Here is a 21739-nt window from a genome sequence, read left to right on the forward strand (position 1 = left end):
ACCGGTATCCGCCGATGGCCTACGCCTCGCTCGCCACCGGCGTGTTGCTCGCCGCCGGTTTCGGCTCACGCTTCGATCCGCACGGGCTGCACAACAAACTGCTTGCACGCATGCCCGACGGCACGCCGGTCGCGCATGAAGCCGCGCATCGGCTGCTGCGGGTCGTCACGCGGGTGCTCGCCGTGGTGCGGCCGGGGTCCGACGCGCTCGCCCGCGTGCTGAACGATGCCGGCTGCGACGTCGTGTTTGCGGCGAGCGCCGAGCGCGGCATGGGCGCGAGTCTCGCCGCCGGCATCGAAGCGAGCGACGACGCCGAAGGCTGGATCGTCGCGCTCGCCGATATGCCGCGCATCGCGGTTCCGACGATCGAAGCGGTAGCCCGCGCGCTCGACGACGGCGCGCCGCTCGTCGCGCCGTTCTACGACGGCCAGCGCGGCCATCCGGTCGGCTTCGGCATCGAGCATCGCGACGCGCTGCTCGCGCTCGACGGCGACACCGGCGCGAAAGCGCTGCTCAAGTCACCGGCGCTGACGCGCATCGATGTCGACGATCCCGGCATTCTGCGCGACGTGGATACGCCGGACGATTTGCGCGCGCTCTAGCGGCCAGGCTCAGTCTCGCCGACACTGGCAGCCCGCAGCCGGTCGAAATCGAGAATCGCGATTTCGCCGGATTTCAGGCTCACGATGCGTTGGCTTTCGAGCGTCCTGAGCAACTGATTCGTGGTCTGTCGCGACAGCGACACCATCGAAGCCAGGCTGTCCTGCGAGACCCGTATCCTCGTTTGCGACGCGTTCAGACCGCCATACCCGCCGGCGATCATCAGCAAGCGGTTCGCCACGCGCTGCGCGGCGGGCAACAACGTCATCGCCTGGGTGTTCTCGAACGAAACGCGCAGTCTTTGCGCCATCAACAACGCGAAGTCGCGCCAATAGCGCGGTGTGGCGTCGAGCAGATCCCGCAGCGCGGCTTCGGGCACGTGCAGCAACAGCGTGCGGCTCACCGCGGTGGCGTCGTTCGGTCGCGGCAGCCCGTCGAACAGCGAGATTTCGCCGATCCACGCGGTGGGCCCGAGCTCCGCGAGCAACGCCTCTTTCCCGTCCATGCCGACCGAACCGATCGCGAGCGCGCCGCCCAGCACCGCATACAGACCATCGGCCGGGTCGCCGCACCGATACAGCGCCTGGCCTTTGTCGAGCGTGACCAGCACGGCATGGTTGACGAGACCGTCCCGCAACTCGACGGGCAGACCCCGGTACCACGGCGTCGTTTCGAGTTGCGACCGGTAGCGGTGCAGGCTGGATTCCATTGGCGCATCGCCCTGTCGTGTATCTGACAGATTTTAGGCGGCTTCGAGTACATCATGTGGACTCGCCTCTTCAAACAAGGAGTATCGACGTGAACTCATCCGCAACCACTCTGAAGAACGACGTGTCCCCGGCCGAATGGGAGGCACGCGTCGATCTCGCGGCCGCCTACCGGCTCACCGCGCTGTTCGGCTGGGACGATCTGGTGTTTACCCACATCTCGGCGCGCGTGCCGGGCCCCGAGCATCATTTCCTGATCAACCCGTACGGCATGATGTTCGACGAGATCACCGCGTCGTCGCTGGTCAAGATCGACCTCGACGGCCGCAAGGTCAGCGAATCGCCGTATGACGTCAATCCTGCCGGCTTCACGATTCATAGCGCCATCCATACGGCACGCGAAGACGCGCTGTGCGTGATGCACACGCACTCCGTGAACGGCGTGGCCGTCTCGGCCCAGGCGGAGGGCTTGTTGCCGCTGTCGCAGCAGTCGCTCGGGGTGCTCGCGTCGCTCGGTTATCACGACTATGAGGGCATCGCGCTCAACGAAGCCGAAAAGCCGCGCCTCGTTCAGGACCTCGGACACAACACGAATCTGATGCTGCGCAACCACGGGCTGCTGACGGTCGGCAAGACGCCGGCGGACGCGTTCGTCGCGATGTACTTCTTCGAGGCGGCCTGCATGATTCAGGTGCGCGCGCAGGCGGGCGGCGGCAAGCTGCTGCCCATCGCGCCATCGATTCTCGAGAACATCAAGGAGCAGATCAAGCTCGTGACGAAGGGTGCGACGCCCGGCGCGCTCGTGTGGCCGGGGCTGCTGCGCCGACTCGATCGTCGTAACCCCGGCTTTGCCGACTAGAAGCCCGCGCGTCACGCGAAGCATCATGGACCGCGTTGCCGATGCGACGCAACGCGGGTGCAACCGGTAGGCGATGTGAACATCTGTATGGCAAAAATCTATATCTATGGCGCCGGCTCGATCGGTTGCTATGTCGGCGGACGGCTGCTGGCCAGCGGCAGCGACGTGCGTTTCATCGGACGCGCGCGCATCGCCGAGCAGTTGCGCAGCCAGGGCATCACGCTGTCGCGGCACGACGATAGCCGCTGGTATGTGCCGCCGCAGCGAGCCGACGTGTCGACCGACGCGGCCGCCGCGGCCGACGCCGACCTCGTGCTGGTCACGGTCAAGTCCGCCGCGACGGCGGCGGCCGCGGCGGAGCTGGCGAGTGTGCTGCGTCCCGGCGCGATCGTCGTGAGCTTCCAGAACGGCGTAGGCAATGCCGACGTACTGCGCGCCGCGCTGCCGCGGCACACGGTGCTGGAAGGCATGGTGCCCTTCAACGTGGTCGAGCGTGGACCCGGCGCGTTTCATCAGGGCTCGGCAGGCGAGCTCGAAATCCGGCTTACGCCGGCCATGCGGCCGTTCGTCGACGCGTTCAGGCGAGCGGGTCTGCCGCTGATCCAGCACAAGGACATGTTGCCGGTGCAGTGGGCCAAGCTGCTGCTGAATCTGAACAACGCCATCAACGCGCTGGCGAACCGGCCTTTGAAGGAGGAGCTGTCGCAACGCGCGTACCGCCTGTGCCTCGCCATGGCGCAAAAGGAAGCGCTCGCGCTGCTGAAGCGGGCCGCCATACGGCCAGCAAGAGTGACGCCGCTGCCGTCCCCGTGGATACCGCGTGTGCTCAGCGTACCCGATGCGTGGTTCGAACGGCTCGGCCGCGCGATGCTGACGATCGATCCGCTCGCACGCTCGTCGATGTCCGACGATCTGGCGGCCGGCCGCGCCACCGAAATCGACTGGATCAACGGTGAGGTCGTGCGCCTCGCCGAACGGCTTGGCCAAGCCGCGCCGGTCAACGCGCGGCTCTGCGAACTGGTCCGGCAAGCCGAGCGGGCCGACGTGCGTCCCGCGTGGTCGGGCGAAGCATTGCTGGCCGAGTTGCAGGCCGCGGGGCGTATCATCAAATGAGTTCCCCGAACCGTTGTCCGGCTGCGCTTCGATCTCCGCGATGGAATCCATAGTGACTCGGCGTGGCGCTGTGCAAGATCCGCCGCAGAAGGGACCGCGCTCGCATGCGCGGGGGACCGCCAGGGTCGCCCCGGGCCTGCGGAGCCGCCAATGCAAATAATCGACGTGACATCGCGAGGCAAACCCTCCCTGCTTCTGGCCACCAAGCTCGTGCCGCCGCGCTTGCCATCCGGGTTGATCGAGCGGCCGCGACTGCTCGAGCTGACGGCCCAGGCCGAACACAAACGGCTCATCGTCATCAAGGCGCCCGCGGGCTTCGGCAAGACCTCGCTCGCACTCGCGTGGCTCGCGCGGCTGCGCGCCGGCGGCGCGCACGTGGCGTGGCTGTCGCTCGACCCGGACGACGACGAGCCAGCCCGCTTCCTGCACTATCTCGCGCAGGCGTTGCGACACGCGTGCGGCGACGTCGGCGCGTCGGCGATCGGCCTGACGGCCGAGGCATCCCTCGTGCCGGCGCAGTCGATCGTGGCAACGCTGATCAACGAACTCGTCGAAGTCGACGACGAGGTCTATCTGTTCGTCGACGACTATCACCTGATCAGCCTGCCCGTCATCCACGACGTCGTCGCGTTCTTCATCGAGCACATGCCGTCGCGTGTGCACCTGGTGGTCTGCACGCGGGTCGATTCCGCGCTGCCGCTCGCGCGCTTGCGGGCCAGCAACCAACTGCTCGAAATCGACGCGGCGGCGCTGCGCTTCAGCTTCGACGAAACGCAGTGCTTCATCGAACGTGAATGTCCGGGCCTGGGTCTGTCCACCGTCAAGTCGCTATTCGCGAGCACCGAGGGCTGGGCCGCGGCGCTGCGCATTTCGGCCTCGGTGCTGGCACGCGACGAACGTCCGCCCGGCGCCGAAGCCGACACGCCATCGGGCGCGTCGCGGCCATTCGCCGCCTACCTCGAAGACATGCTCAAACATCTGCCGGCGGAGATGGTCGACTTCATGTTGCGTACCTCGATACTCGACCGGCTCAACGCATCGCTGTGCGAGGCGGTGACGGGCGTCGAGGACAGCCAGCGCATGCTGGAGGCGATCGCCGCGCGTCAGCTTCTGCTGGAACCGCTGGACGTCGAAGGACACGCGTTCCGCTATCACCATCTGATGCGCGACTACCTGTGCCAGCGGCTCGAATCCCGCTATCGTCACGAAGTCGCCGACGTACATCGCCGCGCGTGTCGGTGGTACACGCAGCAGGAACAATGGACGGACGCGGTGCGCCACGCGATCGCGGCGAGCGCGACCGACGACGCGATCGCGCTGATGGGCCGCTGCGCGATGTCGCTCGTCACGAAAGGCGATCTGCTGACGCTGCTCGGCTGGCAGCGCCAGTTCCCCGCGCATCTGATGCACGGGCAGATGCAGGTCAGGCTCGCGCTCGCGTGGGGCATGGCGCTGGCACTGCGCTTCGACGACGCGCTGACGATGCTCGATGCGCTAGAGCGCGACACCGCAATCGACACGGGCGCCAAAACCGCGCGCATGCGCTGGGAGTGTCAGGCCATCCGGGCGGTGCTCGCGGCATTGCAGGACGACCCGCAACGCGCGCTGCCGATCGCGCAGGCCTGTCTCGAGAATCCGTCGGCCGATGCGTGGACCGCCAACGTGCTGTCCAACGTCGTGCGCTTCGCGCACTGGAAAGCGGGCCGGCTCGAAGCGCTGTATGCGACCCCGTGGATTCCCAATTCGATCGATGACGATCAGCGCAACGTGTTCTCCTCCACGTACCGGCTGTGCCTGCTCGGACACGCGGAAATGCAGCAGATGCACTTCATGCTGGCCGAGCGGTATTTCATCAGGTCGATGCATCTGGCCGAGCGCTACTCGGGCCCGCAGTCGATCTCCGCCGCGCTATGTGCGCCGATGCTCGCGCAGATCCGCTACGAGCAGGGCCGCCTCGACGAAGCTGAAGCGCTACTGCTCGATCTGATGCCGATCGTCGATGCGGCCGTGCTGCTCGATAGCGTGCTGATCGCATATCGTGTGCTGATCCGCATCGCAATGGCGCGCTCGAACCCCGCGCATGCCTATGCGCTGCTCGACCACGCGCTGGACCTCGGCCATCGGCGAGGCTGGCAGCGTCTGATTGCCGCGGGGCTCGTCGAGCGCACGCGGCTGCTCATCGCCGAAGGAAGAATGACCGAAGCCGCCGCATGCGTTCGTCAACTCGACGGAGTCGCGGCGAGCGACCCGCATTCGTCGACACCCGTGCCGGCGGAAATCGACGACTATCGCGCACTTGCCGCTGGCTGCGTGGCGATGGCGCGAGGCCACACGCGCGAGGCCGTCGACCACCTGAGCGCCGCGCGGCGCAGCGCGCAAAGCCGTCACGGCGACTACCTCGCGCTGCGCTTGCGCACCACGCTCGCGCTCGCGTGGATGAGCGCGGGCCAGGTGAGCGAGGCGATCGAGGTGTTCGGCGAGGTCGTCAAGGTCGCCGCGCCCGCCGGCATCTATCAGTCGATTCTCGACCAGGGCGCCGAGATCGGAATGCTGCTGCAAGCGCTGCGCGACGAGACGCGCAGCGTCGCGGGAAGCGCCGTGCGAACGAAGGACGCGGCGCAGTACATCGACCGTCTTTGCGACGGCTGGCGTGCGCTTTATCAGCCCGACAGCCACACCCAGCACGATGCCGGGCGCGAAGCCGAGCGCGAAGCGCTGAGCGCGCGGGAGAGCGAAATCATCGGGCTGATCGCGCAGGGACAGTCGAACAAGGAAATCGCGCGCAGTCTCGGCATTGCGCCCGAGACGGTCAAGTCGCACGTGAAGAGCATTTTCGTGAAGCTCGAGGTCGACAAGCGCGCGCATGCCGTGTCGCGCGCGCAAGCGCTGGGACTGCTGCGCAACGGCTAGTGAGGCCGTCGCGCTATCAGGCGAACTGCGCGCGCAGCCACTTCTTGTTCAGCTTGCCGACGCTGGTCTTTTCGAGCGCGTCGACGAACCTGACGATCTGCGGCACCGCATACTTCGAGATCCGTCCCGACTCACTGAACGTCAGCACGTGACGCTTGATGTCGTCCTCGCTGAGCGCGGCGCCTTCGCAGGGCACCACCAGCGCGACCGGCCGCTCGCCCCATTTCTCGTCGCGAATGCCGATGACCGCGACTTCCGATACGCCCGGGTACAGCGAGATCAGACTCTCGATTTCCAGCGACGAAATCCATTCGCCGCCTGACTTGATCACGTCCTTCAGACGGTCGGTGATCTGGATGCTGCCGGTCGGGGCGATCGTCGCGATGTCCTGCGTGTGCAGATATCCGCCGCTCCACAGTTGCACGGACGCCTCGGGATTGTTCAGATAGCCTTGCGTCAGCCAGGGCGCGCGCACCACGATTTCTCCATACGCGCTGCCGTCGTGGGCCGCCTCCTCCATGTTTTCATCGACGATGCGCAGATCGACGAGCGGGACCGGCAGTCCGGTCGTGCAACGCAGGCGCAGTTGCTCTTCCGCGTCCAGCGCCTCGGCGCCCGGCGGCAGTTGCGCGAGACTCAGCAACGGACACGTTTCGGACATGCCGTAGCCGGCGAAGATGTCGATGCCGCGCTCGAGCGCGGCGCGCGCCAGTCCGTGCGTGAGCGCGCCGCCGCCGATCACGATCTTCCACTTGCTCAAGTCGACGGAACGCGCCTGTTCACAGCCGAGCATCATGTGCAGGATCGTGCTCACGCAATGCGAGAACGTCACGCCTTCGTCGCGCACCAGCTTCACGAGCCGGTCCGGCATATAGCGGCCCGGATAGACCTGCTTCACGCCGAGCATGGTGGCGATGTAGGGCATGCCCCAGGCGTGCACGTGAAACATCGGCGTGAGCGGCATGTAGACATCGCCGCGGTGAAAGCGTTGCCCGGCTTCGGGGCTCGCCAACGCCGCCATCCCGGTGATGGTGTGCAGCACCAGCTGGCGATGCGAAAAGTAGACGCCCTTGGGCAGGCCGGTCGTGCCGGTCGTGTAAAAGGTCGTCGCGCGCGTGTTCTCGTCGAAGTCGGGGAACTCATAGCGATCCGAACTTTCTTCGAGCATCGCTTCGTATTCCGCCGAGAACGGAATCGAGTGCGCAGCGACTTCGCTGCCTTCCTCGTCGATCCACACGAAGGTCCGCACCGTTTCGAGCTGTCCCTTGATCGACTCGACGAGCGGCAGAAAGTCGCTGTTGACGAGCAGGATCTGCGCGCCGGCATGGTTGATCGTGTATGCGATCTCATCGGGCGACAGGCGCACGTTGACCGTCTGCAGCACGGCACCCATCATCGGCACCGCGAAGTAGCATTCAAGGTAACGATGACTGTCCCAGTCCATCACCGCAACGGTGCTGCCGTGCCGCGCACCGAGCCGGGAGAGCCCATTCGCGAGCCGCGCGATGCGTTCGCGCAGCGTCGTATAGGTCATGCGGAGCTGGCCGCGGTACACGATTTCCTGGTCCTGCGCCTGAACCAACGGCGTGTGCAGCAGTTGCTTGATCAGCAATGGATAAGCGTAGGCCGAGGGCGCGGCGGCCGTGGCGTTGTCCCGCATCTGAGTCTCCTTGAGTCCTGAACTGGATGGGTCGCGGGCAAGCAGGGCTTCATTGCTGCGTGGCCGACAGTCTCGTCCCGCGGGGTCTTCCCGATCAGCAAATGATCGGCGCGGTCGCGAGGGGCGACCATCCCCTGAACGGGGGAGGCGCAAGGACAGTGTGCGGAGAATTCGCGAAGTACGCAATAAACCCGCGCTTCAAGGGCCGTGACGACAGCGCGCGACGGGCCGCAAAGCGGCGAGCGTCGCGGGGTGATCAGATCGAGGACGCGATCCGCTCCCTTTCAGGCATGCGATTTGCGCATCGCAAGTTTCGCGCGCAAGCCACGCCGATTGCGCCTAAGCTGAGGTGACGCCGCATTTTTTTCGCACGCGGCGCCGTGACGACGGGCAGCCTCGACGCCTCATCCGCCCCGCCTCGAACTCCCACCCGCAAGCCCATGAGCGAAACCACTCCACGCCTTTTCATCGTCTCGCCCCATTTCGACGACGCCGTCTTCAGCTGCGGCGCCTTGCTCGCCGCCCATCCCGACGCCGCCGTCTGCACCGTGTTCGCCGCGCCGCCCGAACACGACATGCACACCGAGTGGGACCAAAAAGCGGGTTTCGCGAACGCCCATGAAGCGGTCCGCGAACGCACGATCGAAGACAACCTCGCGCTCGAAGTGCTCGACGCGATCCCGCTGCGCATGCCGTTTCGCGACAGCCAGTACGCCGATTCGCCGTCGATCAGCCAGATGGCGGCGGCGCTGGAGGAAACGATCTACCGCACGACCGCGAACACGCTGCTGATGCCGCTCGGCCTGCATCACGAAGATCACGCGCGGGTGTTCGAAGCGTGCTGCGAAATCTTGCCGCGGCTCACGCATCTGAACTGGTTCGCTTACGAGGAAGCGATTCACCGGCTCACGCCGGGCGCGGTGCAGTCGCGGCTCGCCGATCTCGCGCAGCGCGGCATCGTCGCGACGCCGGCCATGCCGAGCGCGGGCCACACGATCGACGTGCAGCGCCGCGCGGACCTGAAACGCGAAGCGGTCAACGCTTACACGAGCCAGTTGCGCGCGTTCGGCGCCGGCAATTACGACGACGTGTTCGCGCCCGAGCGCTACTGGGAGCTCAACGTCGGTCGCAAACGCGCGAGGAGATAGCAAAAAGTAGCGAGCAGGAAGCGCGCCGAGCGCCTACGCTTGAAGACAGATAGCCGACGCGGCGGGGATCGGCGGTAACGACCTCCCACGCCGGACCCGCGCATTTCAACCGCAAGGGTGACGCAATGAGCTACGACATGCACACCAGCCCGATTCCCGACCCGAACGCCGATCCGAACCGCGACCCGGAAGCCGACCCGCTGGTGCCGCCGTCGCCGGGCCATCATGTCGAGGAGCCGCAGCGGCCTGACGGGCCGCCGGACAAAGATCCGGTGTAGCGCAGCCGCGCGGTTGCGGCACGGCGCGCCGGGCGGCATCAGCGTATCAAGTCGCCGGAGCCCTGCAGCAGGCAGTCGATGTCGGCCGCGTGGATGTTGCCCAGCGTCGAGATCGGGAACAGCTGCGCCGATAGCCCTCCCTGCCCCGCGTTTTGTGTGATGTCGATGTGAATTTTGCTGGTTTTGGCCCGGCAGCTTGTCGGGTGCTCGACGCTGGCGATTTTTATGTCGATTTTCGTGCGAATTTCTCAATCACCACGATTTACGGAAAATCGCCGATTAATTCAGATTCCCGAATAATTCGAAAAGTCTTTTTTCGAGTTGTGCGCTTATCACGCGCCTAAAACACTCGATAAATCCGCTTATTACTCAGACGATTGGCGATGTCGAACAGCGGGTTTCCCCTGCCTCGATCAATGCGATTTCGCGCCGTAAACACAGCGAGCGGCCTCCGACCGCAATTCAATGGACCTTACTGGCCAAAAGCCTATTCCCATCGCTATGACTCTGAACCGAAAACTGGCGTCGATGATTGCCGTTCTGTGGGTCGGCCTGATCCTGATCGGCGCGTTCGGTGCGTGGCAGAACCGCGCGTCGATGATCTCGGACCGGCGCGAACAATTGCGCTCGCTGATCGAAGAGGCGAACCACGTCGCCGCCCACTACTACACGCTCGCGCAGCAGCATGCGCTGTCCGAGGACGACGCGAAAAAGCAGGCGCTCGCGACGCTTGGCGCGATGCGCTACGGCAAGGACGGCTACCTGTCGATCAACGACTCGCAGCCGGTCATGCTGATGCATCCGATCAAGCCCGAACTGAACGGCAAGAACCTCGCGCAGTTCACCGATCCGGCCGGCAATCATCTGTTCGTCGATATCGTCAACGCGGGCAATCACGACGGCGGCGGCTTCGTCGATTATCTGTGGGCCAAACCGGGCAGCGAGCAACCGGTCGCGAAGACCAGCTACTCGATGCACTTCGCGCCGTGGGACTGGTACCTCGTGACCGGCATGTACATGGACGACGTGCAAAGCGCGTTTTACCGCAACCTGCTGCGCTGGCTCGCGATCACGGTGGCGCTCGGCGCGCTCTCCACCGTCGTGATGCTGGCCGTGCTGCGCAGCATCCGCCGCTCGCTCGGCGGCGATCTGGAAGTGGCGGTCAGGCACGCCCGGCTGATGGCGCAAGGCAATCTCGCGACGCCGGTGCCGATCGATACGAACGACAACGGCAGCCTGTTGCATGCGCTGCGCACGATGCAGGCGGGACTCGTCGACACGGTCTCGCGCGTGCGCCAGGGCACCGAGAACATCAACGTCGGCGCGAACGAAATCGCGGCGGGCAACACCGACCTGTCGCAGCGCACCGAAGAACAGGCGGCGGCGCTCGTGCAAACCGCATCGAGCATGGATCAGATGACGGTCAACGTGAAGCAGAACGCGGACAGCGCAACCCAGGCCGCGCAACTCGCGAGCGACGCCGCGAACGTCGCGACGCGCGGCAGCCGTGTCGTCGACGACGTGGTGCGCACGATGGGCGAGATCACCGCGAGCTCGCGGCAGATTGGCGACATCATCGGCGTGATCGACGGCATCGCGTTCCAGACCAACATCCTCGCGCTGAATGCCGCCGTCGAGGCGGCCCGCGCCGGCGAACAGGGTCGGGGCTTCGCGGTGGTCGCGGCCGAAGTGCGCAGCCTCGCGCAGCGCTCGGCGACGGCCGCCAAGGAGATCAAGGCGCTGATCGAAACCTCGACCGACACCGTCGAGACCGGCGCGTCGCTGGTCGCCAACGCGGGCGCGACGATGGGCGAGATCGTGCAGTCGGTGCGCCGCGTCAACGAGATTCTCGAAGAGATCAGCCACGCGTCGCGCGAGCAGAGCGCGGGCATCGAGCAGGTCAATCGCGCGGTCGGCGAGATGGATCAGGTCACGCAGCAGAATGCGGCACTCGTCGAACAGGCCGCGGCCGCCGCACATTCGCTGAAGGACCAGGTCGGCGGGTTGCGCGACGCGATTGCGAGTTTCGCGTTGCCGGCCTGACGCTGCTTCACCGCGCCCGCGACGGGCGCGCAAAAAAGGAGGCGCTCCACAGGCGGGGAGCGCCTCTTCAACACGCCGCGTCGGTGTCGACGCATCAATCGAACGAATCAGCCGCGCGGATTTTGCAAGTCCGCGCGGCTTTTCGCATTTGAGCTTCCGCTCGATTCGTCATTGCTCCAACCTGAACGCGTCAGCTTTCACGATCCTCGCATTTAAATTACGTTTTATTTACAATCGGCCTAGCGACAGTCCTTGCCGCCAGCCTCGTTTTTCTGGCGGCCTCGTGCAATCGAAGGTACGTAACGTCCGCTGCCCGCCGCCATGATCCGCCAGAAAAAACCACCATCGCAAGATCCCTACGCATCAGCCGCGAAGAACCCGCTGCTCGACGCGCGACTGCCCGCGTGGCGCTCCAGGTTCATCGTGCTGCTCGTGTTCGGCGCGTTCGCGACGCTCGCGGCCCGCGCGTTCTGGGTGCAGGTCGTGAATCGGGACTTCTACGTCGACCAGGGGCAGAAGCGCTATCAGCGCCTGCTCGAACTCGATGCGACACGCGGCCGGATCGTCGATCGCAATGGTTCGATGCTCGCGGTCAGCCTCGCCACCTACGAAATCTGGGCCACGCCGAAGCTCGTCGGCGAAAGCGGGTACGCGCCGCTCGCGAAGCTGCTCGATCTGCCGCTCGCGGAACTGCGTCGACGCCTCGCCGGCGAGCGCAGCTTCGTGCTGCTCAAGCGCCAGGTCGATGCCGACACGGCCGCGCATCTGTCGCGCCTCGGGCTCGCCGGCATCACGCAGATCGCCGATTCCAAGCGCTTTTATCCCGAGGGCGAGTCGGCCGCGCACGTGGTCGGCTTCACCGACATCGAGGACAACGGCCAGGAAGGCGTCGAGCTCGCCGCCGACGCGCAGCTGCAAGGCGTGCCCGGCCAACGCGAAGTGATCCGCGACCGGCTCGGCCGCGTGATCTCGGAGACCCGGCCGCTCGTGCCCGCGCGCAACGGCGCGACCATCCAGCTGACGATCGACCGGCGCATCCAGCAACTCGCGCACACGCAACTCAAAGCCGCGATCGCGCAGCACCACGCCGAAGCGGGCAGCGTGGTCGTGCTCGATGCGCGCAACGGCGAGATCCTCGCGCTCGCCAACTACCCGAGCTTCGATCCGAACGATCGCACGCGCCTGTCCGGCCGGCAGCTGCGCAACCGCGCGGTGATCGATACGTTCGAACCGGGCTCGACGATCAAGCCGCTCGTCGTCGCGCTCGCGATCGACGAAGGCAAGGTGCGGCCGCAGAGCATCATCGATACGGCGCCGGGCTGGTATCGGATCGGGCCGGCCGTGATTCACGACACGTCGAATCACGGCGCGATGACGGTCGCCGAGGCGGTGCAGAAGTCGAGCAACATCGCGCTCGCGAAGCTCGCGCTGAACCTGCCGGCCGAGACGATCTGGACCAAGTACCGGCAATACGGGCTCGGCATGAAGCCGGAGCTGCCCTTCCCGGGCGTGGCCGCCGGCAAGCTGCGGCCGTATAAGCGCTGGCGCCCGATCGAGCAGGCCACGATGGCGTACGGCTACGGGCTGTCGGTCTCGCTGCTGCAGATCGCGCAGGTCTACACCGCCTATGCCGGCGACGGCGCGCTGCAGCGCGTAAGCCTCCTGCGCGAGCCGCTCGATGCGGACGACCCCGCGTCGTTCGGCGATCGCAGCGAGCTGGTCACGACGCCGGGCACCGCGCGCGCGATCCGCAACATGCTCGAAATGGCCACGGGAGAAGGCGGCACCGGACGCGCCGCGACCGTCGCCGGCTATCGTGTCGGCGGCAAGACCGGCACCGCGCGCAAGCAGATCGGCGCGGGCTACGCGAAGAACCGCTATCGCGCGCTGTTCGTCGGCATGGCGCCGATGAGCGATCCGCGCCTGATCGTCGCCGTGATGATCGACGACCCGGCCGGCAAGGCGTTCTATGGCGGCACGGTCGCCGGACCGGTGTTCAGCGGTGTGATGGGCGGTGCGTTGCAGTTGCTTGGGGTGCCGCCGGATGCGGCAGGGGTGTGACGCGTAGTTAGTGTTGGTTACGGTCGATCAGCCCTGCTCATCGAGAGCATCGATCTGGGCCTCGATACGATTGCGGCCGTTGCGCTTGGCCTGATACATCGCGCGATCGGCCTCGTCCATCATCGCCTGACCGAGCGACATCGCGTCGGCCGAGCTGCCAGCGACCACGCGCGCGGCCACGCCGATCGACACGGTCAACGCAATGCGCTCGCCGCGCTCGTCGCGCACGTCGAGATTCTCGACCGCCAGCCGCACGCGTTCGGCGACGGTCAGCGCGTCGCTGCGATCGCCTTGCAGCAGCGCGGCGAACTCCTCGCCGCCATATCGCGCGACGGTGTCGCCAAGCCGCACCTGCTGTCGCACACAGGCCGCCACCGCCGCGAGCGCGCGGTCGCCGGTCTGATGGCCATGGCTATCGTTGATGCGCTTGAAGCCGTCGATATCGATGAAAAGACATGCGACCGGTGCGTGATAACGGACCGCGCGCATCAACTCCTCGCGCAGCCGTTCGTCGAAATAGCGGCGATTCGCGAGGCCGGTCAGCGAGTCGGTCATGCCGAGTTGCTTGAGCCGCTCGCGATGCGCGACGTTGTCGAGACTCGCGGCGACGATGCTCGCGAAGCGCTCGAGAATATCGGTGGCCATGCCCGCGCCGAAGCGCGCGGGGTCGTCGCTGCCGAGGCAAAGATAGCCGCTGACGCTCGTGCCCGCAGCGAGCGGCAGCACGATCGCACTGGCCGGCACGTGGTCCAGAGCGGCGCCGAAGAACGCGCGGCGCGTGTCGTCGTCGAGTTCGCCGGGACGGCCCAGCCACGGCCGATTGTCCTCGCACAGGCGTCGCGCGGCGAGACCGCCGTCGTGCGATGTCTTCAACTGCGCGTAGTCAAGCGCGTTCAGGTTACCCGGCTCGAGCAGTTCGAGCAGCATCGGCGCGCGGTCGTTGAGCCACAGCACGACGTTCGCGAGAGCGAACTCCCGCGGCAGATGACTGAACAAGGTATCGAGAAATGACGCGAAATCCTGCGCCCCAATCAGACGCAACTCGACGCTCTGGAAGCGGCGCAAGGTGCGCTCGTTGTGCTGCACGGTGTCGACGAGCGAGCGAAGGCGCTCGGAGAGCGGCGTTTGGGCGAGATTCGTCACGGTATCAGCAAGGCGGGCCCGAAGGCGAAGCGGGGTCGACGCCCCAACTCTACTGATAACGGCCGCTGCGCCGAGGTCTTGAGGCCCGGCACGCGACGTGTTGGTCGGCACGCGGGCGTTCGTGCCCATTATTGTCGGCTTGCGCTTGCATTCGCTTGCACTCGCTTACACGCGGCGAGATCCGTTTGCGTAATGATTCCGGTTCTTAAGGCTCGCTTAATTGTTGCCTGCAAGTATGTAGTACATCCCCTGTTGAGCCGCCAGAACATCGGCGGCGCTTTTTCTTGAGGGGTGCCAGAAACGCGGCCGCAAACAGTCACGCGCACAAGAAGACGGAGGGAAATCATGGTTGAAGAGATGGTAGTCGAACACCTGCGTACGATGCCCGGCCATGACTGGACTCGTCAGATTCATTCCTGCAAGGTCTCCGATCCGCTGCAACCGCCCTGGGGCCGTTCATACCGGCTCGTCGAATGGACGATGAAGCACGCGCCCGAATCGAGCCGTCGCGTCGTTCCCGCCGAAAGCACTCCACTCGAAATCGCCCAGGCCGTGGTCTCTCACGTGCCGGGCCGGCGCTTCTGTCAGCAGGCTGATTGAGCGCCAGGTTTGACGTTCATTGGCGCGCCGCGATCGCGTCGCAGTAGTCCAACGCGTCCTCCAGCCTGTCGTTACCCCAGAACATCTCACCGCCGACGAAAAACGTCGGCGCACCGAAGATCCCCTTGTTGATGGCCAGTTCGGTCTGCTCGCGCAAACGCAGCTTGTTCGCGTCGCTTTGCGCGGCGTCGATCACGCTCTGCACGGGCAAGCCGATCGAGTCGAGCGCGTCACTGACGACGTCGATCGAACCGATGTCGCGGTCGTCGATGAAATTCAACTGCATGATCTTGCGGCTCCAGGCACCGATCCACGGCTCGTTCGCACCCAGCAACGCGACGCGCATCGCGAGAAGCGCCGCGCGCGGAAACGTGCTGGGACGCGTGAGCGCAATGCCGTATTTGCGACACTGACGCTCCATGTCTTTCCACACGTACGCGCCTTTTTCTTTCTGCAACACAAAGGGCGAGTTGTCGAAACCGAGCTGGCGAAATACCGGGCCGAGCAGAAACGGCCGCCAGACGATCGTCACATTGCGCGCCGCCGCCAACGCTTCGATGCGCATCATGCTCAGATAGCTGTAGTTGCTGCCGAAGTCGAACCAGAACTCGATTGCGGGCGCTGTCGAAGCTGCATCTTCATTCATCACCGCCTCCTGAATCGCGCGCCACTGCATCGCAGCCTTGCAATGCTTAACAGTCGCATCGAGCGGTTCTGCCTATGATCGCCGCTTTCTCCTTGCGCGCTTGCCGGCCACACCATGAGGGATCCGTACGACATGTTGATCGCGACCTGTCTTTTCATCATCGTCGTTGCGTCGCTAATCCTGCTCGCGCTGTCCTGAACTCGCGCTTCGAGACTCAGCGTGTCTGCACCGCCACGCGCAGGCCGAGCGAAATGAACAGTACGCCGATGATCTTGTTCTGCCAGCGCGTCAACCACGTCAAACGCTTCACGAGTTTGCCCAACGGTCGCATCGTCAGCACGATCAGCGTCGTATAAAGCGCGCTCATGGCAACGAAAATCAGCCCGAGCGTCGCGAACTGCAGAAACGTCGAGCCGTGTTCGGGGCGCACGAATTGCGGCAGAAACGCGAGGAAAAACAGCGCGGTCTTCGGGTTCAGCACTTCGGCGGGAATCGCCTGCAAGAACGCCTTCGAACCCGACACCGGCGCGACGACCGGCAGATGCGCACTCGCCTGCTTTTCGCGCAACGCGCGAATACCCAGATAGACGAGATACGCGGCACCGACGAATTTCACCGCATTGAAGGCCAGCGCGGACGTCATCAGCAGCGCGGAGAGGCCAACCGCGGCGCCCAGCGTGTGCACGAAATCGCCGGCTGCGATACCGAGGCCGGTCAGAATGCCGACCTTGCGCCCGCCGTGCATGGTGCGCGTCAAAACCAGCAACACGGCCGGCCCTGGAATCAGAAAGAGTCCGAGCACGACGGCAACGAAAGTCCCCAACGTGGATAGGTCAAGCATGTCGTCTCCTTGCGACGCGCGGGATCGAACCTCTGGATGCGCGTTCAGCGGACCATTGTAGACGAACCCGCGAACCTGCTCTCAGCGCTTCGCTGGCCCGGACGATCCGTTACCATGACGGACATCGCACCGCGTACCGCGTGCCTCTTTTCATCCACCGAAGTCCCGCCTTGCCCACCTATACCCTGCCCGCGCCGCTGAGCGCGGAACTCGAGATTCGCAAGAGCCGCTTCATCGCGTACGCGATCCCGGTCGCCGATCGCGATGCCGCGATGGCCGAACTTCAGCGTCTGCGCGACGAACATCCGGCCGCGACGCATGTGTGCTGGGCACTGCTCGCGGGCGGCCAATCCGGCATGTCCGACGACGGCGAGCCTTCCGGCACCGCGGGCCGGCCGATCCTCGAAGTGGTGCGGCATCACGATCTGGATGGCGTGCTCGCCGCCGTCGTGCGCTACTACGGCGGCGTGAAGCTAGGTGCGGGCGGTCTGGTGCGCGCATACACCGATGCGATCGCGTCCGCGCTGCTCGACGCGCCGCGCGTCGAAAAGATTGCCCAGGTCTCGCTGGGCGTCGAAGTCAGTTACGCCGATGAGGCCAAAGTCCGTCGATGGATGGACATCGAAGGCTATCCGCTCGTGGACAGCGCCTACAGCATGCTGGTGAAGATGACGATGCGCGTGCCCGCCAATGCACTCGACGACGCCAAGGCAACGCTGATCGATATCACGCAGGGAAAGGCCGGCTTTTTCTGAGCGGCTCCAGTCCGAGCCTGACGCGGGAGAATTCCGACAACGGCTCGGACGTGCGGTGCGAGCGATCGGGTTTCACATTGTTCTCATCTGCAACGGTTATCGTCATGCGCGCAAGCCCGGCTCGAGCGTCCTTCGGGCGTAGCCCCGATATCGCTCGCTAGCGCGGCCCGTTATGATGGCCGGGCTCAGCGGGCCCGGAACCGCCCAGAGCCCGTTTGAGGGTTCGACGGTCCGGTTCGCTGCTACCATGCTGTTCTCCACCGGGATGACTCCACTTGAAAGGGCAACTCCTCTGACTTCGACCGCCGCTCTCTCCCGCATGGCTGCTACCCGTTCGCCGTTGAGATTCGTCGTGCTCAAGGGCTGCGGCGCCGTACTGCTGCCCATGCTGCTGTCCGCGTGCTCGTGGTCATGGTTCGGGCTGAACAGCAGCGCCAGCGCGACGCACGCGAAAACCCACGGCACCGGCTCGCTCAGCGTCGCCCCCGCGAACGAGTTCGCGTATCTGCCCGCGCGCGAAGGTCACATCTCCCCGAACCGCATCGAAAACACCGGCATGACCGGGCTCGTGCTGAAGGAAGACATCAACCTCGTCGTGCGCAATGGCGTCGCGAATAGCCTGCGAGTGGCCGGTTTCCGTATCGACGACAACAAACGCGTGCTCAGCGGCAGCATCGAAACGTTCACGGTGGACGATACGCGCTCGCCGGCGCTGTGGACGCTCAGGATGCACTACGTGGTCGTCGATGCGGCGACCCAGAAAGTCATGTACACGACCACGCGTACCGTGAAGCAGAAGTCGCCAAAATTCACCAGCAATACGATCGCGATCGAAGACACGGTCAAGCTCAGCGTCGATACGTTGATCGGCGATCCCGGTTTTATCAAGGCGGTGAACTGAGCACACGGCCGGCCGAGGCGCGGCGGGATTTCGCTACAATCCCGGTAACGCACCGCGCGTGATCCGCCGCGATGCCACGTGACCTCCCGTTCGGAATGCAAACCGTCATGTCCCTCACTGCCTGGCTGTTCTTTTTGCCCGCCTGCTTCGCCATCAACCTCGCACCCGGGCCCAATAACCTGCTTTCGATCAACGTGGCCGCGCGTCATGGCTTCATGAAGGCATTCGTCGGCGGCAGCGGCCGGCTGCTCGCCTTCGCGATGATGCTCGCGCTCGCCGCGACCGGCCTCGCCGTCGTGCTGCATGCGTCCGAGTGGATCTTCCTCGCGATCAAGCTCGCGGGCGCCGCGTATCTGATCTGGCTCGCGATCCAGTTGTGGCGCAGCGACGCACCCGCTATCGATACGTCGCAAGCCGAAGAGGCCGCGCTCACGCGCATTTCACGGCACGAGTTTTTCGTCGCGGCGGGCAATCCTAAGGCGATTCTGGTTTTTACGGCGTTCCTGCCGCAATTCGTCGACGTCGCGCAGCCGATACTGCCGCAATTCGCCGCGCTCGGCGCAAGCTTTCTGGTACTCGAATGGGTCGCGATTGCAGTGTATTCGTGGGCCGGCATGTATCTCGGCAAGTGGCTGATGCGCGCGAAGATCCGCCGCTGGTTCAATCGCTGCTGCGGTGGATTTCTCGCGGCGATCGGCGTGAGTTTTCTGCTGGTTCGGCGCGGGTAATGTAGCGAAGCTTTCAGGCAGTCAAAGCCGCATTTGCCTCGCGGTCTTTCATAACGAATAGCTAATACATCGACCGAGAAACTTTAACTATCAGCATTCGTCGCTCCACCTTATGCTCGAACCGTGACCGGCCGCGAAGCAGTGCAATGCGGCATTGGGCGAACGGCTTTTTCATCGTCACGGAGCGACATCATGAAGATCTGCATCTTCGGAGCGGGAGCGATTGGCGGTTTGATGGGCGTGCAACTGGCACGCGCCGGCGCGGACGTCAGCTTCATTGCGCGCGGTCCGCATCTGGCGGCTATGCGTGAACACGGCGCGCGCCTCATCATGGACGGCGAAACCTTTAGCGCGCCGGTGCGTTGCACGTCCGATCCACGCGAACTCGGCGTCCAGGATTTCGTCATCGTCACGCTGAAAGCGCATTCATTGCCTGGCGTGGTCGATACGATCCAGCCGCTGCTCGGCAAGCACACGGCGATCGTTACCGGCGTCAACGGCATTCCCTATTGGTACTTCTATCAGCATGGGGGACGCTTTGCCGGCACTCGCCTCACGAGTGTCGACCCCGACGGTTCGCAATGGACCAAGCTCGGACCCGAACGCGCGATTGGCTGTGTACTCTATCCGGCCGCGGAAATCGTCGAACCGGGTGTGATCAAACACGTGTACGGCAAGAAGTTTCCGATTGGCGAACCGAGTGGCGAGCGTACCCCGCGCATTCAGCAATTGCACGAGATCATGCAGGCAGCCGGATTCGAAGCCCCGATTCGCGACAACATTCGCGACGAGATCTGGCTCAAGCTGTGGGGCAACCTGTGCTTCAACCCGATTAGCGCATTGACGCATGCAACGCTCGATGTACTCACGAGCGACCCGGGCACGCGCGCGGTCTCACGCACGATGATGCTCGAAGCAAAGCGCATCGCGGATCAATTCGGCGTGCATTTTCGCGTCGATGTGGAAAAGCGGATTGATGGCGCGGGTGCGGTCGGTGCGCACAAGACATCGACGCTCGTCGATCTGGAGAACCGCCGGCCGATGGAAATCGACCCTTTATTGACCGTCGTGCAGGAAATGGGCCGACTCGTTGCGGAACCGACGCCGACGATCGACGTCGTGCTGGCGCTGATCAAACTGCGCGAGAAGATGGCTTTGCAGGGCAATTGAGAAGGTACTGGCAAGCTCCTGTTTCGTCTTGCAACATGAATAAAAGGATCGGCTGCCATGCATCCGATCCTTTTTCTCATTGGCGGCTATTGATCGATCGCCACCCACACCGCCTTCGGTTCCGTGAAGTTCTCGATCGCAACATCGCCATGCTCGCGACCGAAACCCGAATCGCCGGCACCACCCCAAGGCAAACGCACGTCGGTATAGCCGTAGGTATTGATCCACACCGTGCCCGCCTTCAGATCGCGCGCCACGCGATGCACGCGGCTCAGGTCCGCGCTCCACACCCCGGCCGCGAGACTATACGACGTGCCGTTGGCGATCCTGATCGCGTCCGCTTCGTCGTCGAACCGGATTACGCTCGCCACTGGACCGAAGATCTCCTCCTGCGAAATGCGCATTTCGTGCTCGACATTCGCGAACACGGTGGGCTCGACGAAAAAGCCGCGATCGCCGACCCGCGCGCCGCCGGTCACGAGCGATGCGCCTTCCGAGCGTCCTGTGTCGACATAACTCAATACGGTCTTCATCTGCGCGGCCGAAATCAGCGGTCCCATCGACGTTTCGCGCAGCGACGGATCGCCGACCTTGATCGACTTCGCGCGCGTGGCAAGACGCTCGACCACTTCGTCGTACACGTCGCGATGCGCGAGTATCCGCGAGCCAGCGGAACACACCTGGCCCGTATTGAAGAATATGCCGGACGCCGCGGCTCGCACCGCATTCTCGAGATTCGCGTCGGCAAAGATCACGTTGGCCGACTTGCCGCCGAGCTCCAGCGTCACGCGTTTGAAGTTGCCCGCCGCGCCCTGCAGAATGCCCCGTCCAACCGAAGGCGAACCGGTGAACGTGACCTTGTCGATGCCAGGATGCGACACCAGCGCGTCGCCCACCACACTGCCCTTTCCGGTGACGATATTGAGCACGCCCGGCGGCACGCCAGCTTCGAGCGCCAGTTCGCCGATGCGCAACGCCGTGAGCGGTGTGATCTCGGCAGGCTTGACGATCAGCGTGCAACCGCATGCGAGCGCGGGCGCGATCTTCCACATGCCGATCATCAGCGGGAAATTCCACGGCACGATTGCGGCGACCACGCCGACCGGCTCGCGCAACGTATAGGTCAATGCATCGGGACGTGTCGGCACCACCTGGCCGTTGATCTTGTCGCACCAGCCTGCGTAGTACTCGACGGTATCGATCGCGGCGGGCACGTCCTGACGCATCACCGCGGCAATCGGCTTGCCGCCGTCGAGGCTTTCGAGCGCGGCGAGTTCTTCCATGTTCTCGCGCATCAGGCCAGCGAGGCGCTGCAGGATGCGGCCGCGTTCAGCGGCCCGAATCGAATTCCATACTTTCAACGCGCCGCGCGCGGCGCGCACCGCCGCATCGACGTCGGCGGCGCTGCCCTGCGCGACCAGTGCAATCTGCTCTTCGGTCGCGGGGTTGATATCGACGGAATATTCCCCGGTGCCTGGCGGCACGCGCTTGCCGTCGATCAGCAGATCATGGTGCCTGAGGTCGGTCTGGATTTCCATCATGAAGCTCCTTGAGTAGGACGTGATGTGGCTGACGG

General features: G+C 64.7%; 19 protein-coding genes and 1 pseudogene. 13 read left to right on the top strand and 7 right to left on the bottom strand.

Annotation, left to right across the window (positions count from 1 at the left end):
• Window positions 1–14: 14 nt before the first annotated feature.
• Complete coding sequence (locus tag L0U84_RS31155) at window positions 15–602, top strand: nucleotidyltransferase family protein (protein ID WP_233855906.1); 588 nt, start codon at window positions 15–17, stop codon at window positions 600–602.
• Here L0U84_RS31155 and L0U84_RS31160 read toward each other — a convergent pair.
• Complete coding sequence (locus L0U84_RS31160) at window positions 599–1309, bottom strand: Crp/Fnr family transcriptional regulator (protein WP_233855907.1); 711 nt, start codon at window positions 1307–1309, stop codon at window positions 599–601. The genes L0U84_RS31155 and L0U84_RS31160 overlap by 4 nt on opposite strands.
• Before the next feature lie 89 nt (window positions 1310–1398).
• On the opposite strand from L0U84_RS31160, the gene L0U84_RS31165 reads away from it, so the two are divergent.
• From L0U84_RS31165 to L0U84_RS31175, 3 genes are all read left to right on the top strand, one after another.
• Window positions 1399–2166 carry a class II aldolase/adducin family protein gene (locus L0U84_RS31165; protein ID WP_233855908.1) on the top strand — a complete coding sequence of 256 codons (768 nt, stop codon included), beginning with the start codon at window positions 1399–1401 and terminating at the stop codon, window positions 2164–2166.
• 87 nt (window positions 2167–2253) lie between these two features.
• The gene (locus L0U84_RS31170; RefSeq protein WP_233855909.1) at window positions 2254–3279 is read left to right on the top strand and encodes a 2-dehydropantoate 2-reductase; all 1026 of its coding nucleotides are present in this window, start codon (window positions 2254–2256) and stop codon (window positions 3277–3279) included.
• A 150-nt stretch (window positions 3280–3429) separates the two neighbouring features.
• Window positions 3430–6189, top strand: coding sequence for a LuxR C-terminal-related transcriptional regulator (locus tag L0U84_RS31175; protein WP_233855910.1), 2760 nt, complete (start codon window positions 3430–3432; stop codon window positions 6187–6189).
• A 16-nt stretch (window positions 6190–6205) separates the two neighbouring features.
• Here L0U84_RS31175 and L0U84_RS31180 read toward each other — a convergent pair whose 3' ends face one another.
• Window positions 6206–7849, bottom strand: coding sequence for a fatty acid--CoA ligase (locus L0U84_RS31180; protein WP_233855911.1), 1644 nt, complete (start codon window positions 7847–7849; stop codon window positions 6206–6208).
• Between the two features lie 440 nt (window positions 7850–8289).
• Here L0U84_RS31180 and L0U84_RS31185 point away from each other — a divergent pair, with 440 nt between their 5' ends.
• Window positions 8290–8997: a PIG-L family deacetylase gene (locus L0U84_RS31185; protein ID WP_233855912.1), complete on the top strand. Its 708-nt coding sequence runs from the start codon at window positions 8290–8292 to the stop codon at window positions 8995–8997.
• A 125-nt stretch (window positions 8998–9122) separates the two neighbouring features.
• Window positions 9123–9275 carry a hypothetical protein gene (locus tag L0U84_RS31190; RefSeq protein ID WP_008921009.1) on the top strand — a complete coding sequence of 51 codons (153 nt, stop codon included), beginning with the start codon at window positions 9123–9125 and terminating at the stop codon, window positions 9273–9275.
• Window positions 9276–9313: 38 nt separating this feature from the next.
• Here L0U84_RS31190 and L0U84_RS31195 read toward each other — a convergent pair.
• Window positions 9314–9424: pseudogene (locus tag L0U84_RS31195) on the bottom strand (2-aminoethylphosphonate aminotransferase); the annotation flags it as partial.
• 352 nt (window positions 9425–9776) lie between these two features.
• Here L0U84_RS31195 and L0U84_RS31200 point away from each other — a divergent pair.
• Window positions 9777–11318, top strand: coding sequence for a methyl-accepting chemotaxis protein (locus L0U84_RS31200; protein WP_233855913.1), 1542 nt, complete (start codon window positions 9777–9779; stop codon window positions 11316–11318).
• A gap of 321 nt (window positions 11319–11639) precedes the next feature.
• A complete protein-coding gene (locus L0U84_RS31205; RefSeq protein ID WP_233855914.1) occupies window positions 11640–13379 on the top strand; it encodes a peptidoglycan D,D-transpeptidase FtsI family protein in 1740 nt (579 codons plus the stop codon).
• A gap of 27 nt (window positions 13380–13406) precedes the next feature.
• Here L0U84_RS31205 and L0U84_RS31210 read toward each other — a convergent pair whose 3' ends face one another.
• A complete protein-coding gene (locus L0U84_RS31210; RefSeq protein WP_233855915.1) occupies window positions 13407–14522 on the bottom strand; it encodes a GGDEF domain-containing protein in 1116 nt (371 codons plus the stop codon).
• Between the two features lie 345 nt (window positions 14523–14867).
• Between L0U84_RS31210 and L0U84_RS31215 the strand changes: the two genes are divergently transcribed.
• Complete coding sequence (locus L0U84_RS31215; protein ID WP_233855916.1) at window positions 14868–15122, top strand: DUF2866 domain-containing protein; 255 nt, start codon at window positions 14868–14870, stop codon at window positions 15120–15122.
• A gap of 16 nt (window positions 15123–15138) precedes the next feature.
• On the opposite strand, the gene L0U84_RS31220 is transcribed toward L0U84_RS31215, so the two are convergent.
• Window positions 15139–15768 (bottom strand): 2-hydroxychromene-2-carboxylate isomerase, encoded by a 630-nt coding sequence (locus L0U84_RS31220; RefSeq protein ID WP_233855917.1) that lies wholly within the window; start codon window positions 15766–15768, stop codon window positions 15139–15141.
• A 214-nt stretch (window positions 15769–15982) separates the two neighbouring features.
• A complete protein-coding gene (locus L0U84_RS31225; RefSeq protein WP_233855918.1) occupies window positions 15983–16609 on the bottom strand; it encodes a LysE family translocator in 627 nt (208 codons plus the stop codon).
• 170 nt (window positions 16610–16779) lie between these two features.
• On the opposite strand from L0U84_RS31225, the gene L0U84_RS31230 reads away from it, so the two are divergent.
• The 4 genes from L0U84_RS31230 to L0U84_RS31245 all read left to right on the top strand — a co-directional run bounded on the left by L0U84_RS31230 (window position 16780) and on the right by L0U84_RS31245 (window position 20163).
• Complete coding sequence (locus tag L0U84_RS31230) at window positions 16780–17364, top strand: IMPACT family protein (protein ID WP_233855919.1); 585 nt, start codon at window positions 16780–16782, stop codon at window positions 17362–17364.
• 319 nt (window positions 17365–17683) lie between these two features.
• The gene (locus L0U84_RS31235) at window positions 17684–18265 is read left to right on the top strand and encodes a hypothetical protein (protein ID WP_233855920.1); all 582 of its coding nucleotides are present in this window, start codon (window positions 17684–17686) and stop codon (window positions 18263–18265) included.
• A gap of 107 nt (window positions 18266–18372) precedes the next feature.
• On the top strand, window positions 18373–18993 hold the full coding sequence (locus L0U84_RS31240) for a LysE family translocator (RefSeq protein ID WP_233855921.1): 621 nt from the start codon (window positions 18373–18375) through the stop codon (window positions 18991–18993).
• 192 nt (window positions 18994–19185) lie between these two features.
• Window positions 19186–20163, top strand: coding sequence for a 2-dehydropantoate 2-reductase (locus L0U84_RS31245; protein WP_233855922.1), 978 nt, complete (start codon window positions 19186–19188; stop codon window positions 20161–20163).
• 86 nt (window positions 20164–20249) lie between these two features.
• Here the strand turns inward: L0U84_RS31245 and L0U84_RS31250 are convergent, their stop codons facing one another.
• Window positions 20250–21701 carry an aldehyde dehydrogenase family protein gene (locus L0U84_RS31250; RefSeq protein ID WP_233855923.1) on the bottom strand — a complete coding sequence of 484 codons (1452 nt, stop codon included), beginning with the start codon at window positions 21699–21701 and terminating at the stop codon, window positions 20250–20252.
• Between the last annotated feature and the right edge of the window lie 38 nt (window positions 21702–21739).

The organism is Paraburkholderia sp. HD33-4 (assembly GCF_021390635.1).
Classification (GTDB): domain Bacteria; phylum Pseudomonadota; class Gammaproteobacteria; order Burkholderiales; family Burkholderiaceae; genus Paraburkholderia.